The sequence below is a fragment of the Lactobacillus sp. ESL0246 genome (genome assembly GCF_003692965.1).
Classification (GTDB): Bacteria; Bacillota; Bacilli; order Lactobacillales; family Lactobacillaceae; genus Lactobacillus.
In genome coordinates this window covers 1-18,772 of record NZ_REHC01000012.1, presented here as the reverse complement: position 1 = coordinate 18,772, position 18,772 = coordinate 1, and the positions used below count along the sequence as shown (strand labels likewise).

General features: G+C 34.4%; 20 protein-coding genes and 1 riboswitch. Of the genes, 14 read left to right on the top strand and 6 right to left on the bottom strand.

The genetic code is table 11. From position 1 onward, the window contains the following. Nucleotides 1-215: 215 nt before the first annotated feature. The 13 genes from F5ESL0246_RS06765 to F5ESL0246_RS06700 all read left to right on the top strand — a co-directional run bounded on the left by F5ESL0246_RS06765 (nucleotide 216) and on the right by F5ESL0246_RS06700 (nucleotide 11,505). On the top strand, nucleotides 216-620 hold the full coding sequence (locus F5ESL0246_RS06765) for a DUF1934 domain-containing protein (RefSeq protein ID WP_122018944.1): 405 nt from the start codon (nucleotides 216-218) through the stop codon (nucleotides 618-620). A gap of 46 nt (nucleotides 621-666) precedes the next feature. Beyond that, on the top strand, nucleotides 667-1,221 hold the full coding sequence (gene rpoE / locus F5ESL0246_RS06760) for a DNA-directed RNA polymerase subunit delta (RefSeq protein ID WP_122018942.1): 555 nt from the start codon (nucleotides 667-669) through the stop codon (nucleotides 1,219-1,221). A gap of 373 nt (nucleotides 1,222-1,594) precedes the next feature. Beyond that, entirely contained in the window at nucleotides 1,595-3,214 is a 1,620-nt protein-coding gene (locus tag F5ESL0246_RS06755) for a CTP synthase (protein ID WP_122018940.1), read from the top strand. A 128-nt stretch (nucleotides 3,215-3,342) separates the two neighbouring features. Then, nucleotides 3,343-4,614, top strand: a complete 1,272-nt coding sequence (locus F5ESL0246_RS06750) for a UDP-N-acetylglucosamine 1-carboxyvinyltransferase (protein WP_122018938.1) — start codon at nucleotides 3,343-3,345, stop codon at nucleotides 4,612-4,614. Between the two features lie 306 nt (nucleotides 4,615-4,920). Then, nucleotides 4,921-5,118, top strand: coding sequence for a hypothetical protein (locus F5ESL0246_RS06745; protein ID WP_122018936.1), 198 nt, complete (start codon nucleotides 4,921-4,923; stop codon nucleotides 5,116-5,118). A gap of 284 nt (nucleotides 5,119-5,402) precedes the next feature. Then, the gene (locus F5ESL0246_RS06735; protein WP_122018932.1) at nucleotides 5,403-6,125 is read left to right on the top strand and encodes a GntR family transcriptional regulator; all 723 of its coding nucleotides are present in this window, start codon (nucleotides 5,403-5,405) and stop codon (nucleotides 6,123-6,125) included. A gap of 2 nt (nucleotides 6,126-6,127) precedes the next feature. Then, nucleotides 6,128-6,814 carry a GntR family transcriptional regulator gene (locus F5ESL0246_RS06730; RefSeq protein WP_233553569.1) on the top strand — a complete coding sequence of 229 codons (687 nt, stop codon included), beginning with the start codon at nucleotides 6,128-6,130 and terminating at the stop codon, nucleotides 6,812-6,814. A gap of 21 nt (nucleotides 6,815-6,835) precedes the next feature. Continuing rightward, nucleotides 6,836-7,303 carry a PTS sugar transporter subunit IIB gene (locus F5ESL0246_RS06725; protein WP_122018928.1) on the top strand — a complete coding sequence of 156 codons (468 nt, stop codon included), beginning with the start codon at nucleotides 6,836-6,838 and terminating at the stop codon, nucleotides 7,301-7,303. Nucleotides 7,304-7,320: 17 nt separating this feature from the next. Next, nucleotides 7,321-8,142, top strand: coding sequence for a PTS sugar transporter subunit IIC (locus F5ESL0246_RS06720; protein WP_122018926.1), 822 nt, complete (start codon nucleotides 7,321-7,323; stop codon nucleotides 8,140-8,142). After that, nucleotides 8,123-8,944, top strand: coding sequence for a PTS system mannose/fructose/sorbose family transporter subunit IID (locus tag F5ESL0246_RS06715; protein ID WP_122018924.1), 822 nt, complete (start codon nucleotides 8,123-8,125; stop codon nucleotides 8,942-8,944). The genes F5ESL0246_RS06720 and F5ESL0246_RS06715 overlap by 20 nt, the downstream gene beginning before the upstream one ends. A 19-nt stretch (nucleotides 8,945-8,963) precedes the next feature. Further along, on the top strand, nucleotides 8,964-10,034 hold the full coding sequence (locus tag F5ESL0246_RS06710; RefSeq protein ID WP_122018922.1) for an SIS domain-containing protein: 1,071 nt from the start codon (nucleotides 8,964-8,966) through the stop codon (nucleotides 10,032-10,034). A gap of 41 nt (nucleotides 10,035-10,075) precedes the next feature. Continuing rightward, on the top strand, nucleotides 10,076-11,071 hold the full coding sequence (locus F5ESL0246_RS06705) for an SIS domain-containing protein (RefSeq protein WP_122018920.1): 996 nt from the start codon (nucleotides 10,076-10,078) through the stop codon (nucleotides 11,069-11,071). A gap of 20 nt (nucleotides 11,072-11,091) precedes the next feature. After that, nucleotides 11,092-11,505, top strand: a complete 414-nt coding sequence (locus F5ESL0246_RS06700) for a PTS sugar transporter subunit IIA (protein ID WP_122018918.1) — start codon at nucleotides 11,092-11,094, stop codon at nucleotides 11,503-11,505. A 248-nt stretch (nucleotides 11,506-11,753) separates the two neighbouring features. Here F5ESL0246_RS06700 and F5ESL0246_RS06695 read toward each other — a convergent pair whose 3' ends face one another. The 3 genes from F5ESL0246_RS06695 to F5ESL0246_RS06685 form a co-directional block, all read right to left on the bottom strand. Then, nucleotides 11,754-13,169: a C69 family dipeptidase gene (locus F5ESL0246_RS06695; RefSeq protein WP_122018916.1), complete on the bottom strand. Its 1,416-nt coding sequence runs from the start codon at nucleotides 13,167-13,169 to the stop codon at nucleotides 11,754-11,756. 322 nt (nucleotides 13,170-13,491) lie between these two features. Then, nucleotides 13,492-14,796, bottom strand: a complete 1,305-nt coding sequence (locus tag F5ESL0246_RS06690; RefSeq protein ID WP_122018915.1) for a nucleobase:cation symporter-2 family protein — start codon at nucleotides 14,794-14,796, stop codon at nucleotides 13,492-13,494. Beyond that, nucleotides 14,796-15,374: a xanthine phosphoribosyltransferase gene (locus F5ESL0246_RS06685; protein WP_122018913.1), complete on the bottom strand. Its 579-nt coding sequence runs from the start codon at nucleotides 15,372-15,374 to the stop codon at nucleotides 14,796-14,798. The genes F5ESL0246_RS06690 and F5ESL0246_RS06685 overlap by 1 nt, the downstream gene beginning before the upstream one ends. Before the next feature lie 75 nt (nucleotides 15,375-15,449). Then, nucleotides 15,450-15,547, bottom strand: a riboswitch (purine riboswitch). Nucleotides 15,548-15,731: 184 nt separating this feature from the next. On the opposite strand from F5ESL0246_RS06685, the gene guaA reads away from it, so the two are divergent. Further along, a complete protein-coding gene (guaA, locus tag F5ESL0246_RS06680; RefSeq protein WP_199688586.1) occupies nucleotides 15,732-17,288 on the top strand; it encodes a glutamine-hydrolyzing GMP synthase in 1,557 nt (518 codons plus the stop codon). Between the two features lie 155 nt (nucleotides 17,289-17,443). On the opposite strand, the gene F5ESL0246_RS06675 is transcribed toward guaA, so the two are convergent. The 3 genes from F5ESL0246_RS06675 to F5ESL0246_RS06670 all read right to left on the bottom strand — a co-directional run. After that, on the bottom strand, nucleotides 17,444-18,226 hold the full coding sequence (locus F5ESL0246_RS06675; RefSeq protein WP_122018911.1) for a helix-turn-helix transcriptional regulator: 783 nt from the start codon (nucleotides 18,224-18,226) through the stop codon (nucleotides 17,444-17,446). Between the two features lie 21 nt (nucleotides 18,227-18,247). Beyond that, complete coding sequence (locus tag F5ESL0246_RS08465; RefSeq protein ID WP_255409622.1) at nucleotides 18,248-18,382, bottom strand: hypothetical protein; 135 nt, start codon at nucleotides 18,380-18,382, stop codon at nucleotides 18,248-18,250. Between the two features lie 205 nt (nucleotides 18,383-18,587). Next, the coding region (locus F5ESL0246_RS06670) for an IS3 family transposase (protein ID WP_147441037.1) at nucleotides 18,588-18,772 on the bottom strand (185 nt) is incomplete at its 5' end.

Below are 18,772 nucleotides of genomic sequence, written 5' to 3'. Positions count from 1 at the left end.
AGTTTTAATTCATGAAGTTGGAGCTACAAAAAATAGTAAATGTTGATGAATATCTGGCTAAAAATCCTAGTTTACTTTATAATAAGATTAATAGAGCAAGTATTGCTATTGTCCGGATTAGCTAATCTTCATGGTTAGCTTTTTTACTTGTTAAACCACGTAAAAAATGAGTGATATAACTAATGATAGCTCATGAGGGAGAAATTAGACCAGTAATGACAAGAGTTAAAATCAACTTCACTAGTAAAATTGTTCAAGAAAAGGAAAGTGAAACTTTTAAAAAATCTGGAATTGGAGATATACAAAAGCAAGGAGAAATTACTAGAATTTCTTATTTGGAAGATGATGTGGTCCCAGTTAAAATTTTAATTAAGCAGGACGATGTGATTATCAAACGTGGTAATGATCGAGATAATTATTCACAGCTACATTTTGTACTTGGCAAAGAAAAAGAATGTCGTTACGTTGCACAAGGTTATCAGATGGATTTAAAAAGTACTACAAATTTACTTAAATTTTTTTCAAAAAAAGATGGCTCGCGAGAACTTCGCATTGAATATGACCTCTTTAGTGGGCTATACTTAGTAGGAAACTATACTGTCACGTTGATTTTTACTTAAACGCCTAGTAAAATAAAAAGGATTGTTAAGAGAGAGGAATGCAATTGTGGGATTAAACGACTTTAAAGACAAAAATCGCAATGAATTATCAATGATTGAAGTTGCTCGCGCAATTTTGGAAGATAACAATAAGAGAATGGCTTTTGCTGATATTGTTAATGCTGTACAAAAGTTTTTGGGTGTGAGTGATGAAGAAATTAGGGAACGTTTGCCTCAATTTTATACAGATATGAACACCAATGGTGAATTTATTTCAATGGGTGAAAATGTCTGGGCACTTCGCTCATGGTTTCCCTATGAATCAGTTGATGAAGAAGTTAATCATCCTGAAGATGAGGATGAAGAAGATACACGTACTCATCATAAGAAAGTCAATGCCTTTTTGGCAAGCGCTACTGGCAGCGCTGATATTATTGACTACGATAATGATGATCCTGAGGATGAAGACTTAGATGTAACACCAGCAGATGATGACGATGATTTTGCTTCTGATGACGATGAAGAAGACTTTGTTCCAGACGAAGAAGATGAGGACTTGCCAGATGGTATTGAGGGGCAGTTATCGGAATTAAATGATGACGATGATGAAGAGGATGAATAATTTTCTGTAATTTAAGTAAATTTTCAATCTTTATATAAAGCGGGATTATTTTCCGCTTTTTTGATGATTTATATTGTGGCTCTTATATTTTTATATTGATTGCTGACTACAAAAACTAGTAAGATTTAGCATTTGACAAGCAGTAAGACAAGTAAAAATTAACAGAAAATGGTTAAGAATAATCTGGGGCTTTGCTAAATGTAAAAATTAGGTTAGTTGAAGAGCGAATTAGCTGTAAGACAAATTATTTTCTTGACTTAAGTAGTTAAAATGGATAATATTTTATTTGGGCACGTTGTGTGCGATTATGCTCCCGTAAGGGAGCTTTTTTTATTTTTGGTTAATTTTTATTTTACGAAAAGGAGTTTGGCTAATGACAAAATATATTTTCGTTACTGGTGGTGTTGTTTCTTCACTAGGGAAAGGAATTACCGCTTCAAGTCTAGGACGGTTATTAAAAAATCGTGGGCTCAAGGTAACAATGCAAAAGTTTGATCCATATATTAATATCGATCCTGGTACCATGAATCCTTATCAACATGGTGAAGTTTTTGTGACTGATGATGGTACGGAAGCCGACCTTGATTTAGGCCACTATGAACGAATGGTTGACGTACGAACTAGCAAGTATTCTAATGTAACTACCGGTAAAATTTATAAGGAAGTTTTAGAAAAAGAACGTCGGGGAGATTATCACGGTGCGACTGTTCAAGTAATTCCGCATATTACTGATATGATTAAACAAAAAATTATGCGTGCTGGCTTGACTACTGATTCAGATGTTGTGATTTCTGAAATTGGTGGTACCGTTGGGGATATTGAATCGACCCCTTTTATGGAAGCCATTAGACAGATGCGGCGCGAAGTTGGTGAAGAGAATGTGATGTATATTCATTGTACTTTAGTACCATATTTGCATGCAGCCCAAGAAATGAAAACTAAACCAACACAGCATTCAGTTGCTGAACTCCGCAGTATCGGTATTCAACCTAATATGTTAGTACTGCGTGCAGAAATGCCAATTGATCAAGAACATAAAGACAAGATTTCCAACTTTACCGATGTACCTGTTGATCGAATTATTGAATCAATTGATGCACCTTCCTTATTCGATTTGCCACTCGCTTTTAAAGAGCAGGGAATGGATCAAAAAGTCTGCGATTTTCTCCATATTGATAGTCCGAAAAAAGAAGCCGATATGGAAGAATGGAAACGTTTGGATGAAAGGGCTAAGAATTTAAAGTATTCAACTAAAATAACCTTAGTTGGTAAATATGTTGAACTAGAAGATGCTTATATTTCAGTCACCGATGCCTTAAAACATGCAGGTTATTCTTTTAATACAAATGTTGAAATTCAAAAAGTTCAAGCTGAAGATATTACAGAAGATAATATTGCTAACTTTATGGAAAATTCTGATGGCTTAATTGTTCCTGGAGGATTTGGAACCCGTGGGCTTGAAGGAATGATTACGGCGATTAAGTATGCACGTGAAAATGATATTCCATTTCTTGGTGTTTGTTTGGGAATGCAAATGGCGACTGTCGAATTTGCTCGGAATGTTTTAGGATACCAGGATGCTAACTCTACTGAAGCAAATCCAGATACAGCCCATAATGTGATTGATATCATGGCAGATAAACGTGATGAAGAGAATATTGGTGGTACTTTAAGATTGGGATTATATCCGACTGCATTAAAACCTGGAACTAAAACTGCTGCGGCTTATGGTGATCAAGAGGTAATTCAAGAACGTCACCGTCACCGGTTTGAATTTAATAATCAATATCGTGAAGAATTTGAAAAAGCTGGTATGACTTTTGCTGGTGTGTCTCCTGATAATCATTTAGTTGAAGTAATTGAATTATCAAAGAATAAGTTTTTTGTTGCGGCTCAATATCATCCCGAATTTTTGAGTAGACCACAAAGACCCGAAGGTCTTTACAAAGCCTTCATTGGTGCTGCTTGTGGTTTACCAGAAGAAGAACTTTAATATGAGAATTTGAATAATACAAAAAACTGATATTTAAACGGGAATGACGGAGGTCTTCCCTTGTTTTTTCTAGCAAATTCCTTTAACATAATTATGATTAAACGAAATAGAAAAGGATTTTTTCGCCAATGAAGCAAATGATAATTCATGGTGGAAAGCCCCTACAGGGTGATGTCTGGATTGGCGGTGCTAAAAATTCAACCGTTGCTTTAATTCCAGCATCAATTTTGTCGCGTACACCGGTAACTTTGGAAGGTGTCCCAAGAATTGCCGATGTTGACAACTTAATGGATTTGTTGAGCGAAATGGATGTTGAAAGTGATTTTCACCAAACAACCTTACATATTAACCCCCAAAACATTAAGATGAGCCCATTACCAAGCGGTAAGATTAAAAGTTTGCGCGCTTCCTATTATTTTATGGGTGCACTTCTTGGGCGTTTTGGCAAGGCTGTAGTGGGCTTTCCAGGTGGGGATGATATAGGTCCCCGTCCAATCGATCAGCATATTAAGGGGTTTGAAGCTCTAGGTGCATGTGTAAAAAATGAAAATGATCAAATAATAATTACTGCTCCAGCTGGCGGTCTTCAAGGTGCAACGATACACTTAGAAATGCCATCTGTTGGTGCAACAATGAATATTATTATGGCATCGGTTACAGCTCATGGTCAAACAATAATTGATAATGCTGCTAAAGAGCCAGAAATAATTGATTTGGCTACTTTTTTAAACAATATGGGTGCAATTATTCGAGGTGCAGGAACTGATTCAATTAGGATCGAGGGTGTCGAACATCTTGAAGCAAAGACCCCCCATACAATTATTCCTGATCGAATTGAAGCTGGCACGTATATTTCACTTGCTGGTTGCATTGGCAATGGTGTATGCATTCATAATATTATTGAAGAACACCTTGATTCTTATCTAGCAAAGGTAGAGGAAATGGGTGTAGTTATTGATGCTGATGAGGATTCACTGTTTGTTTATCCAGCTGGTGATTTGAAAATGGCTCAGATTAAAACAGATGCTTACCCAGGATTTGCGACGGATTTGCAGCAACCAGTAACGCCACTTTTGTTAACCGCCAAAACAGGTGAAGGGATAATAATTGATCGAATTTATCCTAAACGTGTTGGTCATATTGAACAATTACGCAAAATGGGCGCAAACATTAGTGTTGAAGACAATGTTATCTTAATTCATCCCACAACAGAACTTCATGGGGAAACTGTTTCTGCAGGTGAAATTCGTGCAGGAGCTTGTTTAATGATTGCAGGGCTTATGGCTAAAGGAAAAACTGTGATTAATAATGCGGGTAATATACTGCGTGGCTACGACAGAGTACAAGAAAAACTTCGTTTATTAGGCGCTGATGTCACTATTCAAGATGTTCTAGACTAAAATTAACCAATAAAAGAGACGTTGAGTAAGAAACTCAACGTTTTTTGTATACATTTTTTCTTTAAATTTAATCCTAATATTAGATTGCTGGCATTAAGATGTCTATACATAAATTGAAATTTATCAATATTTGTATCCAGTATTTATTTGTGTATATTTTTTTAATACTTGTCTACAATATCAAGCAATTCTAGTGTGATTTATTTTAAAGAGATTTATTAGATTGGAGCAGATTAGAAAAGGTGGTAAACTTCAACATAATGTCTACTAGATAGTTTTATTTAGAAATGGATAGAGGTATAAAACTTGGAAATAATTGATTTGAAGAAGTATTTGACACCTAATGAAATAGAAAAGCAAAGTAATGTAATTACTGTTAGCCTATATTCTGACCAAATAATTGAAAGATCGGGCTTTTATAACACGATTTTTAAAAGAAATGTTGGTCAATTGCGTAAGAGAGTGTTTACGATATCCAAAACTGAAAATGTGTCGATTACTTAATTATTAACATTAAAGTATTTATCACTTATTTAAAAGAGCTATATTTTGCAATGAAGAGCAAATATAGCTTTTTTGTTTTTTGTAAGTAAATAGTTGTTTCAATTTTTTGATTTTAAAATAAAAAAGGTATTGACACAATTTGTGAAAGCGATTACTATATCTTTGGTACCAAAAAATAATAATCTATCATTTGGATTTGACAAAAAAGTTGACTTTATTGTCTGTGTAGCTATTTTCTATTCGCAAAAAATACACCAAGTTAAAAAAAAGAACCAATAAATAAAATGGAATATAAAGAAAGAAGTGCTGCCGTTCAAGCACAGGAGTATCTTCAAGATTTAATTAGCTTTAAGCCTGATATCAAGGTTTTGCCATCTCAAAGAGAGATTGCTGATAAATTAAGAATTAGTCGGAATGCGGTTTTGCATTCATTAGATAAATTAAAAAGTGAAGATTTAATTTCGTCTAAAGAAAGGACGGGAATAGTAAAAAATACCAAAGTTGACATTAATATGCTCGGCATGAAATCAATGTCAAGTGAATTAAATGATGATTCGGTAGCAATAGTACATTTATTAACTACAATAATCGCTTTACCCATTAATTTGCAGAATTTTTTTGGTTTAGAGACTAATAAATTAATCAAAATAGAGCGTATGCGCATGAGAAAAAGTAAGCCAATTACTTACGAGATTGTCTATTTTGATCAGGCAAAATTTGCAGACTTAATCAAAGTTGATTTTACTAACATATCTTTGTATAAATTATTGCAGAAGAAGTACGGAATTAAGCCCACTTATGGTAAAGAAAATATTACTTGTTGCCTAGCTGATAAAAAAATCAGTAAAATACTAAAAATACAGAAAAATATGCCCCTTTATAAGGTTGATAGTTTTAATTATTTAGATAATGATGAGCCACTTGAAACCACTACACAATATTTGATTGGTAGTTATTTTAAATATCATTTTAATGCAAACAATATTTATGATTATCGAGAGGATTAATATTGCTTTTTAAGGAAATTTATACTGATTTAAAATTAATGATAAGTAAAAGTGATTATCCACCAGGAAGTAGTTTACCCACTGAAGCTGAACTACAACATCGTTATAAAGTTAGTAGGACAACAGTTCGGAAAGCTGTTGATCAACTGGTAGCCGAAAACAAGGTGATTAGAAAAAAAGGAAGCGGATTGTTTGTAGCTCCAGTAATTTCTAAGCAAAATATTTTAGAGATGACCGGTGTTATTAAACCATCATATATTGGCTCTTCAGATATGATAAAATTCAAAGATAGTTATTTAAGATTAGTTGGCTATTATTACGCAAATATTTTTCATATTAGTTCTAATGAACTTTTATACTACATTTCATTTATTACTGTAATAAATGATCAGCTAACGTGGGAAAAACTATTGCTTCCTTTGGTGTTATTTCCTGGGTTTGATCCAAGTTGTTTAAAAGTAATGTCGATTATTGAGGCAGTTGGTTCAGGAAAACTGAGACCAGCAAATTTGTTGCAAGAATTACAGATTATTAAAGCAACCGATGAGATTGCTAAGCAGCTTAAAATTAAGAAGCAGGGTCCTATTTTTAAAACTACCAATCTTTTTTCAACTAAACGTGGCAAAATTGTAGCTGTTGAGTACAGGTTACAGGATGCTTTAACTACAAAGTACTCAATCGATTTTTAATTAGTGGAGGAATAATAAATAATGATTAAGCTTGTAAGAGTCGACCACCGACTAGTTCATGGTCAAGTTGCAGTTTCATGGTTTAATAGTCTAGATGTAAACACAATTTTTGTGGTAAATGATGATGTTGCTAAAGATGATTTTCGAAAGTCTGCTATTCGATTAGCTAAACCTGACAATTCAAAGTTAGTAATGAAGTCGGTTGATGATAGTATCAAAGCAATTAATTCGGGGGTAACTGATAAGTACAAAATTCTTATCGTGGTTGAATCTGTAGCAGATGCTTTTAAGTTAATTGAAGGAACTAAAAGTAAGATTAAGTCATTAAATTTGGGTGGAACCAAGCCGAGACCAGGAACTAAAAACTATTCCAAAACTATTAACTTAACTTCTGAAGAAGCCGATCAGCTTTCAAAACTAGAAGATAGTGGAGTAGACGTTTGGATTCAACAAATCCCAAGTGACGATAGACAAAAATTTAATAAGTAAAAATTGGGGGCTAAGTTATGAATGTTTATTTAACGGCAATTATTTTAGCTTTGATTGCAATGTTAGGAAATGGTGAGTACTTTCTAGGTTCATCGATGTTATCAAGACCGCTTGTTACCTGTACTTTGACCGGCTTGGTGCTTGGAAACCTGCAACAAGGAATTATTATGGGAGCAACTTTGGAACTTGCTTTTGTTGGTTCATTTTCAATTGGTGCAGCGATTCCTCCCGAAATTATTTCTGGTAGTGTTTTAGGAACGGCCTTTGCTATTGGTGCAGGAAAAAGTACAGCAGTTGCCCTAACACTTGGTATTCCAATTGCCTCACTAGTTTTAGTTATTAAAAACTTGTGTTTTATCTTTATTTTGCCATATTTTGTTCACCGCGCTGATCACTATGCAGAAGTTGGTGATGGTAGCGGAGTCAGTCGAATGAATGTACTTGGAGGCTTTTTCTCAGTTAACTTACCAATTGGTCTTGTAGTTGGAATTTCTTATATTTTGGGCAGTCCTGTAATTAAAGTAATTCTAAATGCTATTCCCCAGTTTATTATTAATGGGTTAGGAATAGCGACGGGATTACTTCCAGCTTATGGGTTTGCTCTTTTGATGAAAATGATGATCAATAAGAAAAACGCAACCTTTTTTATTATTGGGTTTGCGTTAGCAGTTTACCTCAAGATTTCTGTTACAGGAGTAGCCATTTTTGGTGCTTGTTTAGCTCTAATCTTAACTGGTTATTCCGCATTTAATGGTAAGCCAATTGTAAACATGACCACAAATAGCAACAAAACAAATGTAGAAGATGGAGGCATTGACTATGAAGATGAAGAATTCTAAGTTACTCACGAAAAGGGACTTAATGAAAACCTTTTGGCGTTCATTTACGATGGAATGGGCGTGGAACTATGAGAGACAAATGAATTTAGGCTATGCTTATTCAATGGTTCCAGCGCTACGCAAAATTTATGGTAATAATAAAGAAAAGCTTAAGGCTGCTTATCAGCGTCATCTCGAGTTTTATAATGTTACTCCTTGGCTGAGTACTTTTCCATTAGGAATATCGATTGCAATGGAGGAACAGAATGAGCTTGATCCTGAATTTGATGATGCATCAATCAATAACATAAAAGTTGCATTAATGGGACCCTTGAGTGGTATCGGTGATTCATTTTTTTGGGGTACTTTGCGTGTAATTGCAACTGGTATTGGTACTTCACTAGCGATGCAAGGAAATATACTAGGACCAATTTTATTTTTGCTAATTTTTAATATCCCAGCTCTTTTAACACGATATTACGGCTTATTTATTGGCTACAACGTTGGTTCATCTTTTATCGATAAAATTCAAAAAACAGGTCTAATGGATAAATTAACCTACGGTGCATCAGTTTTAGGCTTAGCTGTAGTAGGTGCAATGGTAGCGTCAATGGTTACTTTAAAGATGCCGTTGAAAATTGGTAGTGGCGCCGAAGCAACAACTGTCCAAAAAATTTGTGATGGTATTGTACCAGGGATTTTGCCGCTGTTATTTACTTTATTTATCTTTTGGCTAGACCGAAAAGGTTGGAAGTCGCAATATATTTTACTATTGATTGCGGCTATCGGTATTTTTGGTGCTTGGTCTGGTTTATTAGGCTAATATTTTAAGGAGTATATTGGTGAAAAATATAGAAGATTATGTCAACTTAGAGCCTGAATATTATCAAAATGTTTTAGATAATTATCAAAGCCTCTTTGGTAATCAATTTTCTAAAGGCGAGTTGGATGATATTGATAATGTTGTCATCTACGCAACGGGATCGAGCTCAAACGCTGCATATGGTGCCTTACCTTTTATGAGTAAAGTATTGGAAATGCCTGTTCAGATTGAAGAACCATCTATTTCCGAGAATTATTTGTTGAATGTTAAGCAAAATACCCTGTGTATCGCTATTTCACAGGGGGGACATAGTTATTCAGTGGTTAAACTTGTTGAACGATTGCAAGACACAGGGCATAAAGTATTTACACTAACAAGTGAGTTTGATAGCCCAGTTGCTAAGGTTGGTAAAAACATTCTGAGGATGGGAATGCCAGTTGAAGAAATGCCTTATGTTAGTGCAGGTTATAGCGTTGAAATTTTGGATCTATTATTGTTTGCACTAACAATTGCTAAAGCGACTAGAAAAATTACGGTTGAGGATTATCAACAATATTTTAAAGAAATTTCGAAAATCGTGCAGAAGATGCCTAATGTTATTGAATGTGCAAGTAAATGGGTTGATCAGCATTTAAATGAGTTTGCTGCTGCTAAGCGATTGATATTCATTGGATATGGTTCGGCCTATGGTATAAGCCGCGAAGGAGAAACTAAGATTACTGAAGCTGTGCGAATCAGTTCATGGGGAAAAGAATTAGAGGAGTATATGCATGGACCGTATTTAGGATTAATGTCTGACGACTTCATAATTTGCCTAGAGCCTAACGGAAAATTACAAAAGCGTGCAGACTTGCTGAAACAGTTTTTAAATAAGCATGTTGATCACGTATATTCAATTTATGCAGATGATGCTAAAAATAAAAAAAGTCATGATTTAAGTCTCAAAGTCAAAACTGACGAGTTATTGGTTGCGTTATTTATGACCGTTCCAATACATTTATTGGCCTATCGGTTGTCAAAAATAAAGGGCAATGATTTACAACATTCAGCTTACTCGGATTTTGATGAAATTACGGCGTCGAAAATATAAGTTTTAGTTAATAACAGTTAAAGTTTAAAGAAAGAGAAAAAATGCGTAAATTTAATAAGCAAAAATTAATTGATAGTATGAATGGTGCTCTTAATTTGAGAAGTAAAATTAACGAAATAGTTGATCCATTGTTTGAAAAGGGTATTTCAAATATTTGCTGGCTGGGAATTGGTGGGACCTATGCATCTGGAATGCAGGCCAACATTCATATGAAAGAAAAAAGTGCTTTAGAAACTTTTTACCAAAATGCTGCTGAATATTTGGTTACTGATAACAAGCGTATTACTGATAAAACATTAGTAATTATTTCATCAGTCACTGGAAATACGAAAGAAATGGTTGAAGCTGTTAAGAAGTTAAATGAAGTTGGTGCTACTATTTTGGGCTTCATGGATGATCCAAAGGCAAAACTTGCTTCCAATTTGACATATTGTATCTCTTACCCCGAAAATGAACAATTAAAATTTTTTATGGTAGGAGATCGCTTAATGTATTTGAATGGCGAATTTTCTGATTACAATGAATTTTACCAAGAGATGGATGATCATTTTGCAGAAGATATTGCTGAAATTGGTGTAAAAGCTGATAACTTTGCAAAAGAATTCGCTGAAAAGCACCATGATGACAAAATTCATTACTTTGTTGGTGCAGGAAACCAATGGGGAGCAACGTACTCATATGCAATGTGCTACTGGGAAGAACAACATTGGATTAGAACTCGTGCTATTGAAGCTGCTGAATTTTTCCATGGTATGTTTGAAGTGGTTGATCGTGATACCCCTGTTACTGTGTATGTAGGAGAAGATTCTCAGCGCCCACTTAGTGAACGAGTAGCCAAGTTTTTACCAGAAATTTGTGGAAATTATACGATCATTGATTCTAAGGATTATGATTTGCTTGGCTTCTCTGAAAAATATCGGGGAGCTTTATCACCATTTGTTTTCCATGCAATTAATAACCGAATTGATGTTCATATTGAACACATTAATCGACACCCAATGGACATTCGACGTTACTATCGTGCTTTAGATTATTAATGTTAGGTGGTTTTGAGTTAATGACAGGAGTTTTAATTTGTACACACGGAAATTCTGCAACAGAATTACTCAAGTCTGCAGAAATGATTTGTGGAAAACAGGATAATTGTCAAACTGTTAAGTTTGAAATGGGTGAAGAACTGGACGAATTGCTAAATGATTTAGATCAAAAAATTGGCTTACTTTCTAATTCTATTATTTGTTTAACTGATTTAAAAGGGGGAACCCCCTTTAACATGCTGATTAAGTTAGTAGAAAAATATCCTAATATGGAAATTATAACAGGAGTCAATATTCCAATGTTACTAGAACTTTTCATTAACCGGAGTCAAGTATCTTCTTCAAAATTAATCGATATGATAGTTGAGGCAGGTAAAACAGGAATTTATCGTTACTGTAAAGATTCATCACTTGTTGAAGATGAAGAATTTTAATTAAAATCAGAAGCAAATATTTAGAAACTAAATTTACAAAAATTGACGAGTAAATTATTTCTAACAACTGTTATAGTAGGTAAGTAACTATGTTCCTACAATTCCTTAGTAAATTGGCTAATAAAACCGCATTTAAGTAGTAAAAATTGCATGTAAGCAAAACGGGCTATAGTAAATGCAAAGGATTATAAATAAAACCACATTCAAAAACGGTAAGTTGTTTTAACTTACCGCTTTTATTTTTAAATTTAATCTAATAAATCGAACTTCAAGTTCATTAAGCAATGACCTTCATTGACCATATTGCCAAGTAATTCAATGGTATTATTGTAAACTTGATCAGCCATCTTTTGATTGGCGGCAGTTAATAATTCTGTAGCCGTCTCGCCTGTAAGATTTTTTGCCTTAGCATCCGTTTCGTGTTGAATGAAATGGCATTCAGCTAATGATTTTTGTTCAAAATCAGTTTCAAGTTCACCGTATACTTTAAAGTTAGTATCGCCAAGTTGAGCAGTTAACTTGTTAAGCCAGAAGATTTTCTTCAAATCAAATTTTGGTCCGGTCTTAAATGAAGCTGGTGTGTCATTAATGTTGGTATAGAATGGCACCATACTGTTAAAAGTATTTGGTCCAAAGCAAAGCCACTGCACACCGGCTAATTCTTCAGAAACATCATTTCTTACTTGCAAAATATGAGTTTCAAAGTTCCGGTTCAAACCAATTGGCCGGAAAGCTTTCTTTTGTTCTGATGTACCTTGATCACCATAAACATCATATGGTGTATCTTGGTAATGTGAGCTTTCAACCCACTTAATGTCTTCAATACTAATTTTACGATTAGGATGGCAAATAAATGGTTGATCTTGATCGCTTGGTGTGCCACCAAATTCTGGATCAAAATAATTATGTACATACCACGCACGAGGATTGTTATAATGAGCATCTTTGATAGTTGAACTGCCAAAGATATGCCGCATGTTATAACCTTCACGATCAGGATTTAAGTGGTAGGCGGCAATTAAATCTTCTAACTGCTCATCGGCCATAAAGCCTTCTTCACCAAAATGAAATTCATCAATATTTAAGCGGTTAGGAGCAACTACGTAAGCATCGTCAGGAATTCGGCGGGCAATCCAGTGGTGACCACCAATTGTTTCAAGATACCAGATTTCATCGTGGTCAGCAAAAGCCATGCCATTCATTTCATAGGTACCATATTTTTCAAGTAAATAACCAACTCGTTTAACTCCATCGACAGCCTTGTGTAAGTAAGGCAAAGTCAAAGTAACAAAGTCTTCTTCGCCTAAGCCACCTTTACGTAGTAAAGGATCAATTCCTTGGATACGAGAGTTGCTAGTAATCGTTTCAGTGGCGGTCATGGCAACGTTAGCTGAATTAATTCCAGCAGCAGCCCAGATACCACTTTCGCCTGAAACATCTGGTGCGCTAGTATAGCGCAACGGGTTATCTAGTAAGTCTTCATCATCAATTTTTTGATGGCTGATGATACTTTCATAGTGTTTAGGTTGTTTTTCAGGGGTAATAACTTCAAACCCTTCTGGAATAATGGTTCTACCACCATCTTCACTGCGGGCAATCATGGTTGAACCATCAATACTGGCATTTTTACCAACAAGAATGGTTGTACATTCTGCTTTTTTCATAAATATTGTCCTTTCAAAGTTCTTAAGGTATATTGTATTAAAAAATGGACATTAATTGCAAAAAAATGGTTGGTTTTTAGGAGAAATTATAATTCTTTTTGTCTATGGTAACTAGTAATGGAAATTAAAAGGCATTGCCGGAGGTCATCGAAAAGTGGATCAAATACAAACTAGCATTAGGTACACGTTAAAAGACCGCACCCCGCTTGAATATCGGAATACGGCCTTAACGAAAATGAAATAATGTTAGCGTCTAACTCTGGGCGTTAACTTCACTCCCTATAATAGAACAAGAGTACTATTTTACTTTACTATGATGTGACTAAATTTGGTTAGCAGTCAAACTGTTTTCGGACTTAGCACCATTGAGCAGTAAGTTCAGAATAGTAGCCGATAGACTGGTAATCACAATACCGTTATTTAGGAAAAGTTGAATAGTTGCAGGTAAATTGTGGAAAAATTGTGGATAAATAGTAACACCTAGTCCTAGGCCAACTGAAAGAGCAATAATTAAAATATTATTGTTATTACTTAAATCAACTTGGACTAAAGTTTTAATGCCCTGAACGGCAATCATGGTAAACATTACTAGCATGGCACCGCCTAATACTGGTGTTGGAATAATGGTGACGAGAGCGCCAATTTTGGGTAGTAGCCCCATCGTCATCAACAATCCAGCGGTCCAATAAATTGGCCGCTTAGTTTTAATGCCTGACAACTGTAAAAGTCCAACATTTTGGGAAAAGGTAGTGTAAGGAAAAGCGTTGAATAAACCACCCAAAATTTGGGCGATACCTTCTGCCCGATAGCCTTTTTTAAGATCTTCTTCTGAAACTTGATGCTTGATTAAATCACCCGTGGCAAAGAAGACGCCAGTTGATTCAACCATTGAAACTAAGGCAATGATGATCATTGTCAAACTTGAAGACCATTCAAAATGAGGCGCCCCAAAGTAAAAAAGTTGTGGTAAATGAAACCAAGATGCTGCGATTACTGGTGTAAATGAAACTCGATTTAAGCAAGCAGCAATAAGCGTTCCACTAATTAATCCTATTAAAACTGAAATTGACTGTAAAAAGCCATTTGTCCAAATTTCTAAAGCTAAGATAATGAACATGGTGCAAAAGGCAAGTAATAAATTTTGACTACTGCCAAAATCCTTAGCAGCAGCATTACCACCGCCCATATTTTGAATGGCAACTGGAATTAAGGTTAAACCAATTGTGGTAATTAAGGTACCAGTGACAACAGGGGGAAAGAATTTTTTGATTTTGGCAAAAAAACCAGCAATTAAAATTACAAAGATGCCGGCAACAATAATGGCACCATACATGTTGTTGATTGAAAATTTATGACCAATCATCTGCAAAGGAGCTACTGCTTGGATGGCGCAACCTAAAATCACAGGAAAACCAATACCCCAAAATTTGGTAGTTACTAATTGTAAAAGTGTAGCAAGTCCACACATAAAAATGTCAATGGAAACCAAGTAAGTCATCTGTTCAGGACTAAATTTTAATGCAGTACCAATTAATAATGGGACGGCAACTGCGCCAGAATACATGGCCAGTAAATGTTGTAACCCAAGAATTGCCGCTTTTTGATGACTGACTTCTCTTTGATCCATTATTCTTCTCCTACAAATTGCACATGATTATTAGCTAAACTAGAAATATTGGCTAAAGCCTCTAAGCGGTAACCATGATCTTTGATCCATTGACTACCACCTTGAAATGATTTAGCAACAACAACACCAATTCCCACAACTTTTGCTTGAGCTTGATTAGCAATATTTATCATGCCTTTAACAGCTTCACCGTTAGCAAGAAAATCGTCAATAATTAATAAGTGATCATTTTTACTTAAAAATTTTTGTTCCACACAAATTTGATTTACCGTTTTGGTAGTGTATGAATAGACATCGGCCCAGTAAACAGCATCATTGAGTGTTGAAGGTTTCTTCTTACGGGCAAAAACCATTGGAACGTGTAATTCATAAGCTGTCATCACACTTGGAGCAATTCCAGAAGCTTCACAAGTTAAAACTTTGGTAATGCCAGTATTATTATATAATTTAGCGAATTCTTTGCCGACGGCCATCATTAATTCTGGATCAACTTGATGATTTAAAAATGAGTTGATTTTTAACACATTGCCGGGTAAAATTTCGCCATTCTGGCGAATACGCTCTTCTAACAAATTCATGACTTTCCTCCTAGAACAAAAAAGACTTTTCTACCAGTATCTATGGTAAAAAAGCCTCTTAAAATAGCAAAAAGCTATTGAAATTGTTTAACCCATAGTTCAGAATTTACGGTTCTGAGTAGAAACTGCCGACCTGATTACGACAATATATAGATTTATAGTTACTTGTGTAATGAATTCTAGCAAACTCAAAACAGATGTGCAAGCTTATTTTTTGTTTTTTAAAAGCGAATTATATTATACATATATAAGATATAATTCGTATAATTTTAATTACTAGATAAAAAAACAGTTGACCAAAATAGCAATTATTAGTAAAGTTTATTTGATTTGTTGTGTGATTAGAGAAGGAGCATTATGGGAGTGGAAAAAGATCTTCATAATTTTGATGAAATTATTGTTTTAGATTTTGGTAGTCAATATAATCAATTAATAACTCGGCGCTTGCGTGATTTTGGTATATATTCCGAACTATTGCCTCATGATCTTAGCTTAGAAAAGATTAAGCAAATTAATCCCAAAGGAATTATCTTTTCAGGTGGCCCCAACAGTATTTATGATAAGAATGCTCTTAAAGTTGACCCCAGAATTTTCACATTAGGAATTCCAATTTTGGGAATTTGTTACGGGATGCAATTAATGTCATATTATTTAAATGGCAAAGTTGAAAAAGCTGCTAATTCTGAATATGGTAAAGCTGATATTCAAGTCGAAGATACTAATTCCATTTTATTCAGTGGTTTACCCAAAAATGAATATGTTTGGATGAGTCATGGTGATTTAGTTAAGCAAGTTCCAACTGGCTTTAAAACGATTGCTTCAAGTAAAAATTGTCCAATTGCAGCGATTGCTAATGAACAAAGTAAGTTTTATGGTATTCAATTTCATGCTGAAGTCCGCAATACCGAGTATGGCTTAGATATTTTGCGTAATTTTGCTTTTAAGGTTTGCAAGGCTCAGGCTAATTGGTCAATGGCTGATTTTATTGAGTTGGAAATTGCTAATATTCGGCAAACTGTTGGTAATAAAAAAGTTATTTTAGGTTTATCTGGCGGCGTTGACTCGAGTGTAACAGCTGCTTTATTACATAAGGCAATTGGTCAGCAATTGACTGCAATTTTTGTTGATCACGGGATGTTACGCAAAAATGAAGGCAACGAAGTGATGGCTGCTTTGAAGCAAGATTTAGGTGTAAACATCATCCGAGTAAATGCCCAAGAGCGTTTTTTGACTAAATTAAAAGGTGTAACTGATCCTGAACAAAAGCGTAAAATTATTGGTAAAGAATTCATTGAAGTTTTTAATGAAGAAGCACAAAAAATGCACGATGTTGATTTTTTGGCGCAAGGGACGCTCTATACGGATGTGATTGAGAGTGGCACGAATACTGCGCAGACAATTAAATCGCACCACAATGTCGGCGGTCTGCCTCAGGATATGCACTTTCAACTAATTGAACCATTACGAAAATTATTTAAGGATGAAGTGCGTCAGCTTGGGGAAGAGTTAGGGCTTCCGCATGACTTAGTTTGGCGCCAGCCGTTTCCTGGTCCCGGTCTTGGTATTCGAGTATTAGGTGAAGTTACTGCGTATAAATTGGAATTAGTGCGTGAAAGTGATGCCATTTTACGTGCGGAAATTAAAATGGCAGGTCTAGAAGAAGAAGTTTGGCAATACTTCACGGTTTTACCAGGAATTAAATCAGTTGGCGTCATGGGGGATGGCCGTACTTATGACTATACCATTGGCATTCGGGCAGTAACTTCAATTGATGGGATGACAGCCGATTTTGCGCGCTTGCCGTGGGATGTCTTGCAAAAAGTTTCAACGAGAATTATTAACGAAGTTGATAACGTTAACCGCGTCGTTTATGATGTAACGAGTAAGCCACCTTCAACTATTGAATGGGAATAAAAGGTCATGTTAAGTTATGAGGAAATTTCAATTTAACAATACTTATTTAGAACAAGCTTTATGAAAAAGGTAAAAATTAATTTGGTTGTCTGCTCAAAGTCTACTAAATATAAAAGCACTTAATATAAAAATTGAGTGCTTTTTAGTTTGTGTATTTATTTGATATTTTGGTAGCATTTTAAGATCATTGAAGAATAATTGCCTAACATGAAATTTCCATGAATTTTATTGATCCTGTCTAATCCTGATAAGAACAATTTTAAAGCAGTCGCGTATTTTGCTAAATCAAAATAAATCTTACCTTGTTGATATTGAATTACGTTAAGCTTTTCAGACTGTGCATCACTAATGGTAGATGAATATTTATTTACTATTTTAAATATTTTAAAGGCTTCTTTGTTTCTTCCTAACTGAAAGTAAATAACACCTAAAGAATTAAGTAATAGTAGTTCAATAGAATTTTTAGGAATTGGCTTTGAAACATTCATAGAGTATGAAATTGCCACCTCAAAGTAATGCTGGCAAGCCAATAAATCATGCTTAACTTGATATATTGAACAGCTATAATAGTAATAATAAGTTTGAAAGTCTAGATTAGTATTAAGGGATGCAATAATATTTTGATCATCCAAATATTTAATAAGCTTAGTATATTTATGTTCTCTACATAATTTAAAGGTTGTATTTGCAAGATAAGTATTATTGCTAAAATTTAATTTTTCTTTTAAAAAAGCTTTATCAATAGATAAATTTAGTTTGCTACATATAGCAATAAAAATAGCAGTATTTGGTATATAGTCACCATGCTCGATACTACTTATCATTCCTTGTGAGCAAATTCCTTCGGCCAATTCTTTTTGAGAAAGCTTTTTATTTATCCGTTCTTGTTTAATTGTTTTACTTATTTTTTTAGAAATTACTTCTTCAAAGTTGTTCATAGTACTGTTTACTATAGCATATTAATCTTTAAAAGAAATCAAATTTCTTCCTCTGCTTGGGCTTGTAGTTTGATATTCTATTGCTTCATTAAAATTTTTGTAATTAAAAATTTGATTAATAGGTATAAATAATCTATTGTTTGAAATTTCATTCATCAAGAAACTATAGTCCTTTGGTAAAGCTGGTTTACTAATGAATTTAACACCAAATAAATCATTTTGTGCGACACTAATAACTTCGTCATTGTTCTGAATATGCTGATAAAGTTTGTCATTGATAGCACTGCCGACTAAATCAATAATAAGATTGTTCTTTTGCGCTGTTGATCTGAACCCTAAAATTAGGACAGATTATTAAACTTTAACTTAGGACTAGTTCCCGATATTTTATCGGGGCTAGTCCTTTTAATTTTATTTTGATTCTTTCATTATTGTAATAATCGATATATTCTCTGATCGCCTGTTCTAATTCAGTTAGATTCTTAAAATTTTTTTCAAACCCATAAAACATTTCTCTCTTTAAAATGCCAAAGAAGCCTTCCATTA

Coding starts and splice junctions, on each gene's coding strand:
- F5ESL0246_RS06765 (WP_122018944.1), top strand. CDS start 216: ATGACAAGAGTTAAAATCAACTTCACTAGTAAAATTGTTCAAGAAAAG.
- F5ESL0246_RS06755 (WP_122018940.1), top strand. CDS start 1,595: ATGACAAAATATATTTTCGTTACTGGTGGTGTTGTTTCTTCACTAGGG.
- F5ESL0246_RS06750 (WP_122018938.1), top strand. CDS start 3,343: ATGAAGCAAATGATAATTCATGGTGGAAAGCCCCTACAGGGTGATGTC.
- F5ESL0246_RS06735 (WP_122018932.1), top strand. CDS start 5,403: ATGGAATATAAAGAAAGAAGTGCTGCCGTTCAAGCACAGGAGTATCTT.
- F5ESL0246_RS06725 (WP_122018928.1), top strand. CDS start 6,836: ATGATTAAGCTTGTAAGAGTCGACCACCGACTAGTTCATGGTCAAGTT.
- F5ESL0246_RS06720 (WP_122018926.1), top strand. CDS start 7,321: ATGAATGTTTATTTAACGGCAATTATTTTAGCTTTGATTGCAATGTTA.
- F5ESL0246_RS06715 (WP_122018924.1), top strand. CDS start 8,123: ATGAAGATGAAGAATTCTAAGTTACTCACGAAAAGGGACTTAATGAAA.
- F5ESL0246_RS06705 (WP_122018920.1), top strand. CDS start 10,076: ATGCGTAAATTTAATAAGCAAAAATTAATTGATAGTATGAATGGTGCT.
- F5ESL0246_RS06700 (WP_122018918.1), top strand. CDS start 11,092: ATGACAGGAGTTTTAATTTGTACACACGGAAATTCTGCAACAGAATTA.
- F5ESL0246_RS06695 (WP_122018916.1), bottom strand. CDS start 13,169: ATGAAAAAAGCAGAATGTACAACCATTCTTGTTGGTAAAAATGCCAGT.
- F5ESL0246_RS06690 (WP_122018915.1), bottom strand. CDS start 14,796: ATGGATCAAAGAGAAGTCAGTCATCAAAAAGCGGCAATTCTTGGGTTA.
- F5ESL0246_RS06685 (WP_122018913.1), bottom strand. CDS start 15,374: ATGAATTTGTTAGAAGAGCGTATTCGCCAGAATGGCGAAATTTTACCC.
- guaA (WP_199688586.1), top strand. CDS start 15,732: ATGGGAGTGGAAAAAGATCTTCATAATTTTGATGAAATTATTGTTTTA.
- F5ESL0246_RS06675 (WP_122018911.1), bottom strand. CDS start 18,226: ATGAACAACTTTGAAGAAGTAATTTCTAAAAAAATAAGTAAAACAATT.
- F5ESL0246_RS08465 (WP_255409622.1), bottom strand. CDS start 18,382: ATGAATGAAATTTCAAACAATAGATTATTTATACCTATTAATCAAATT.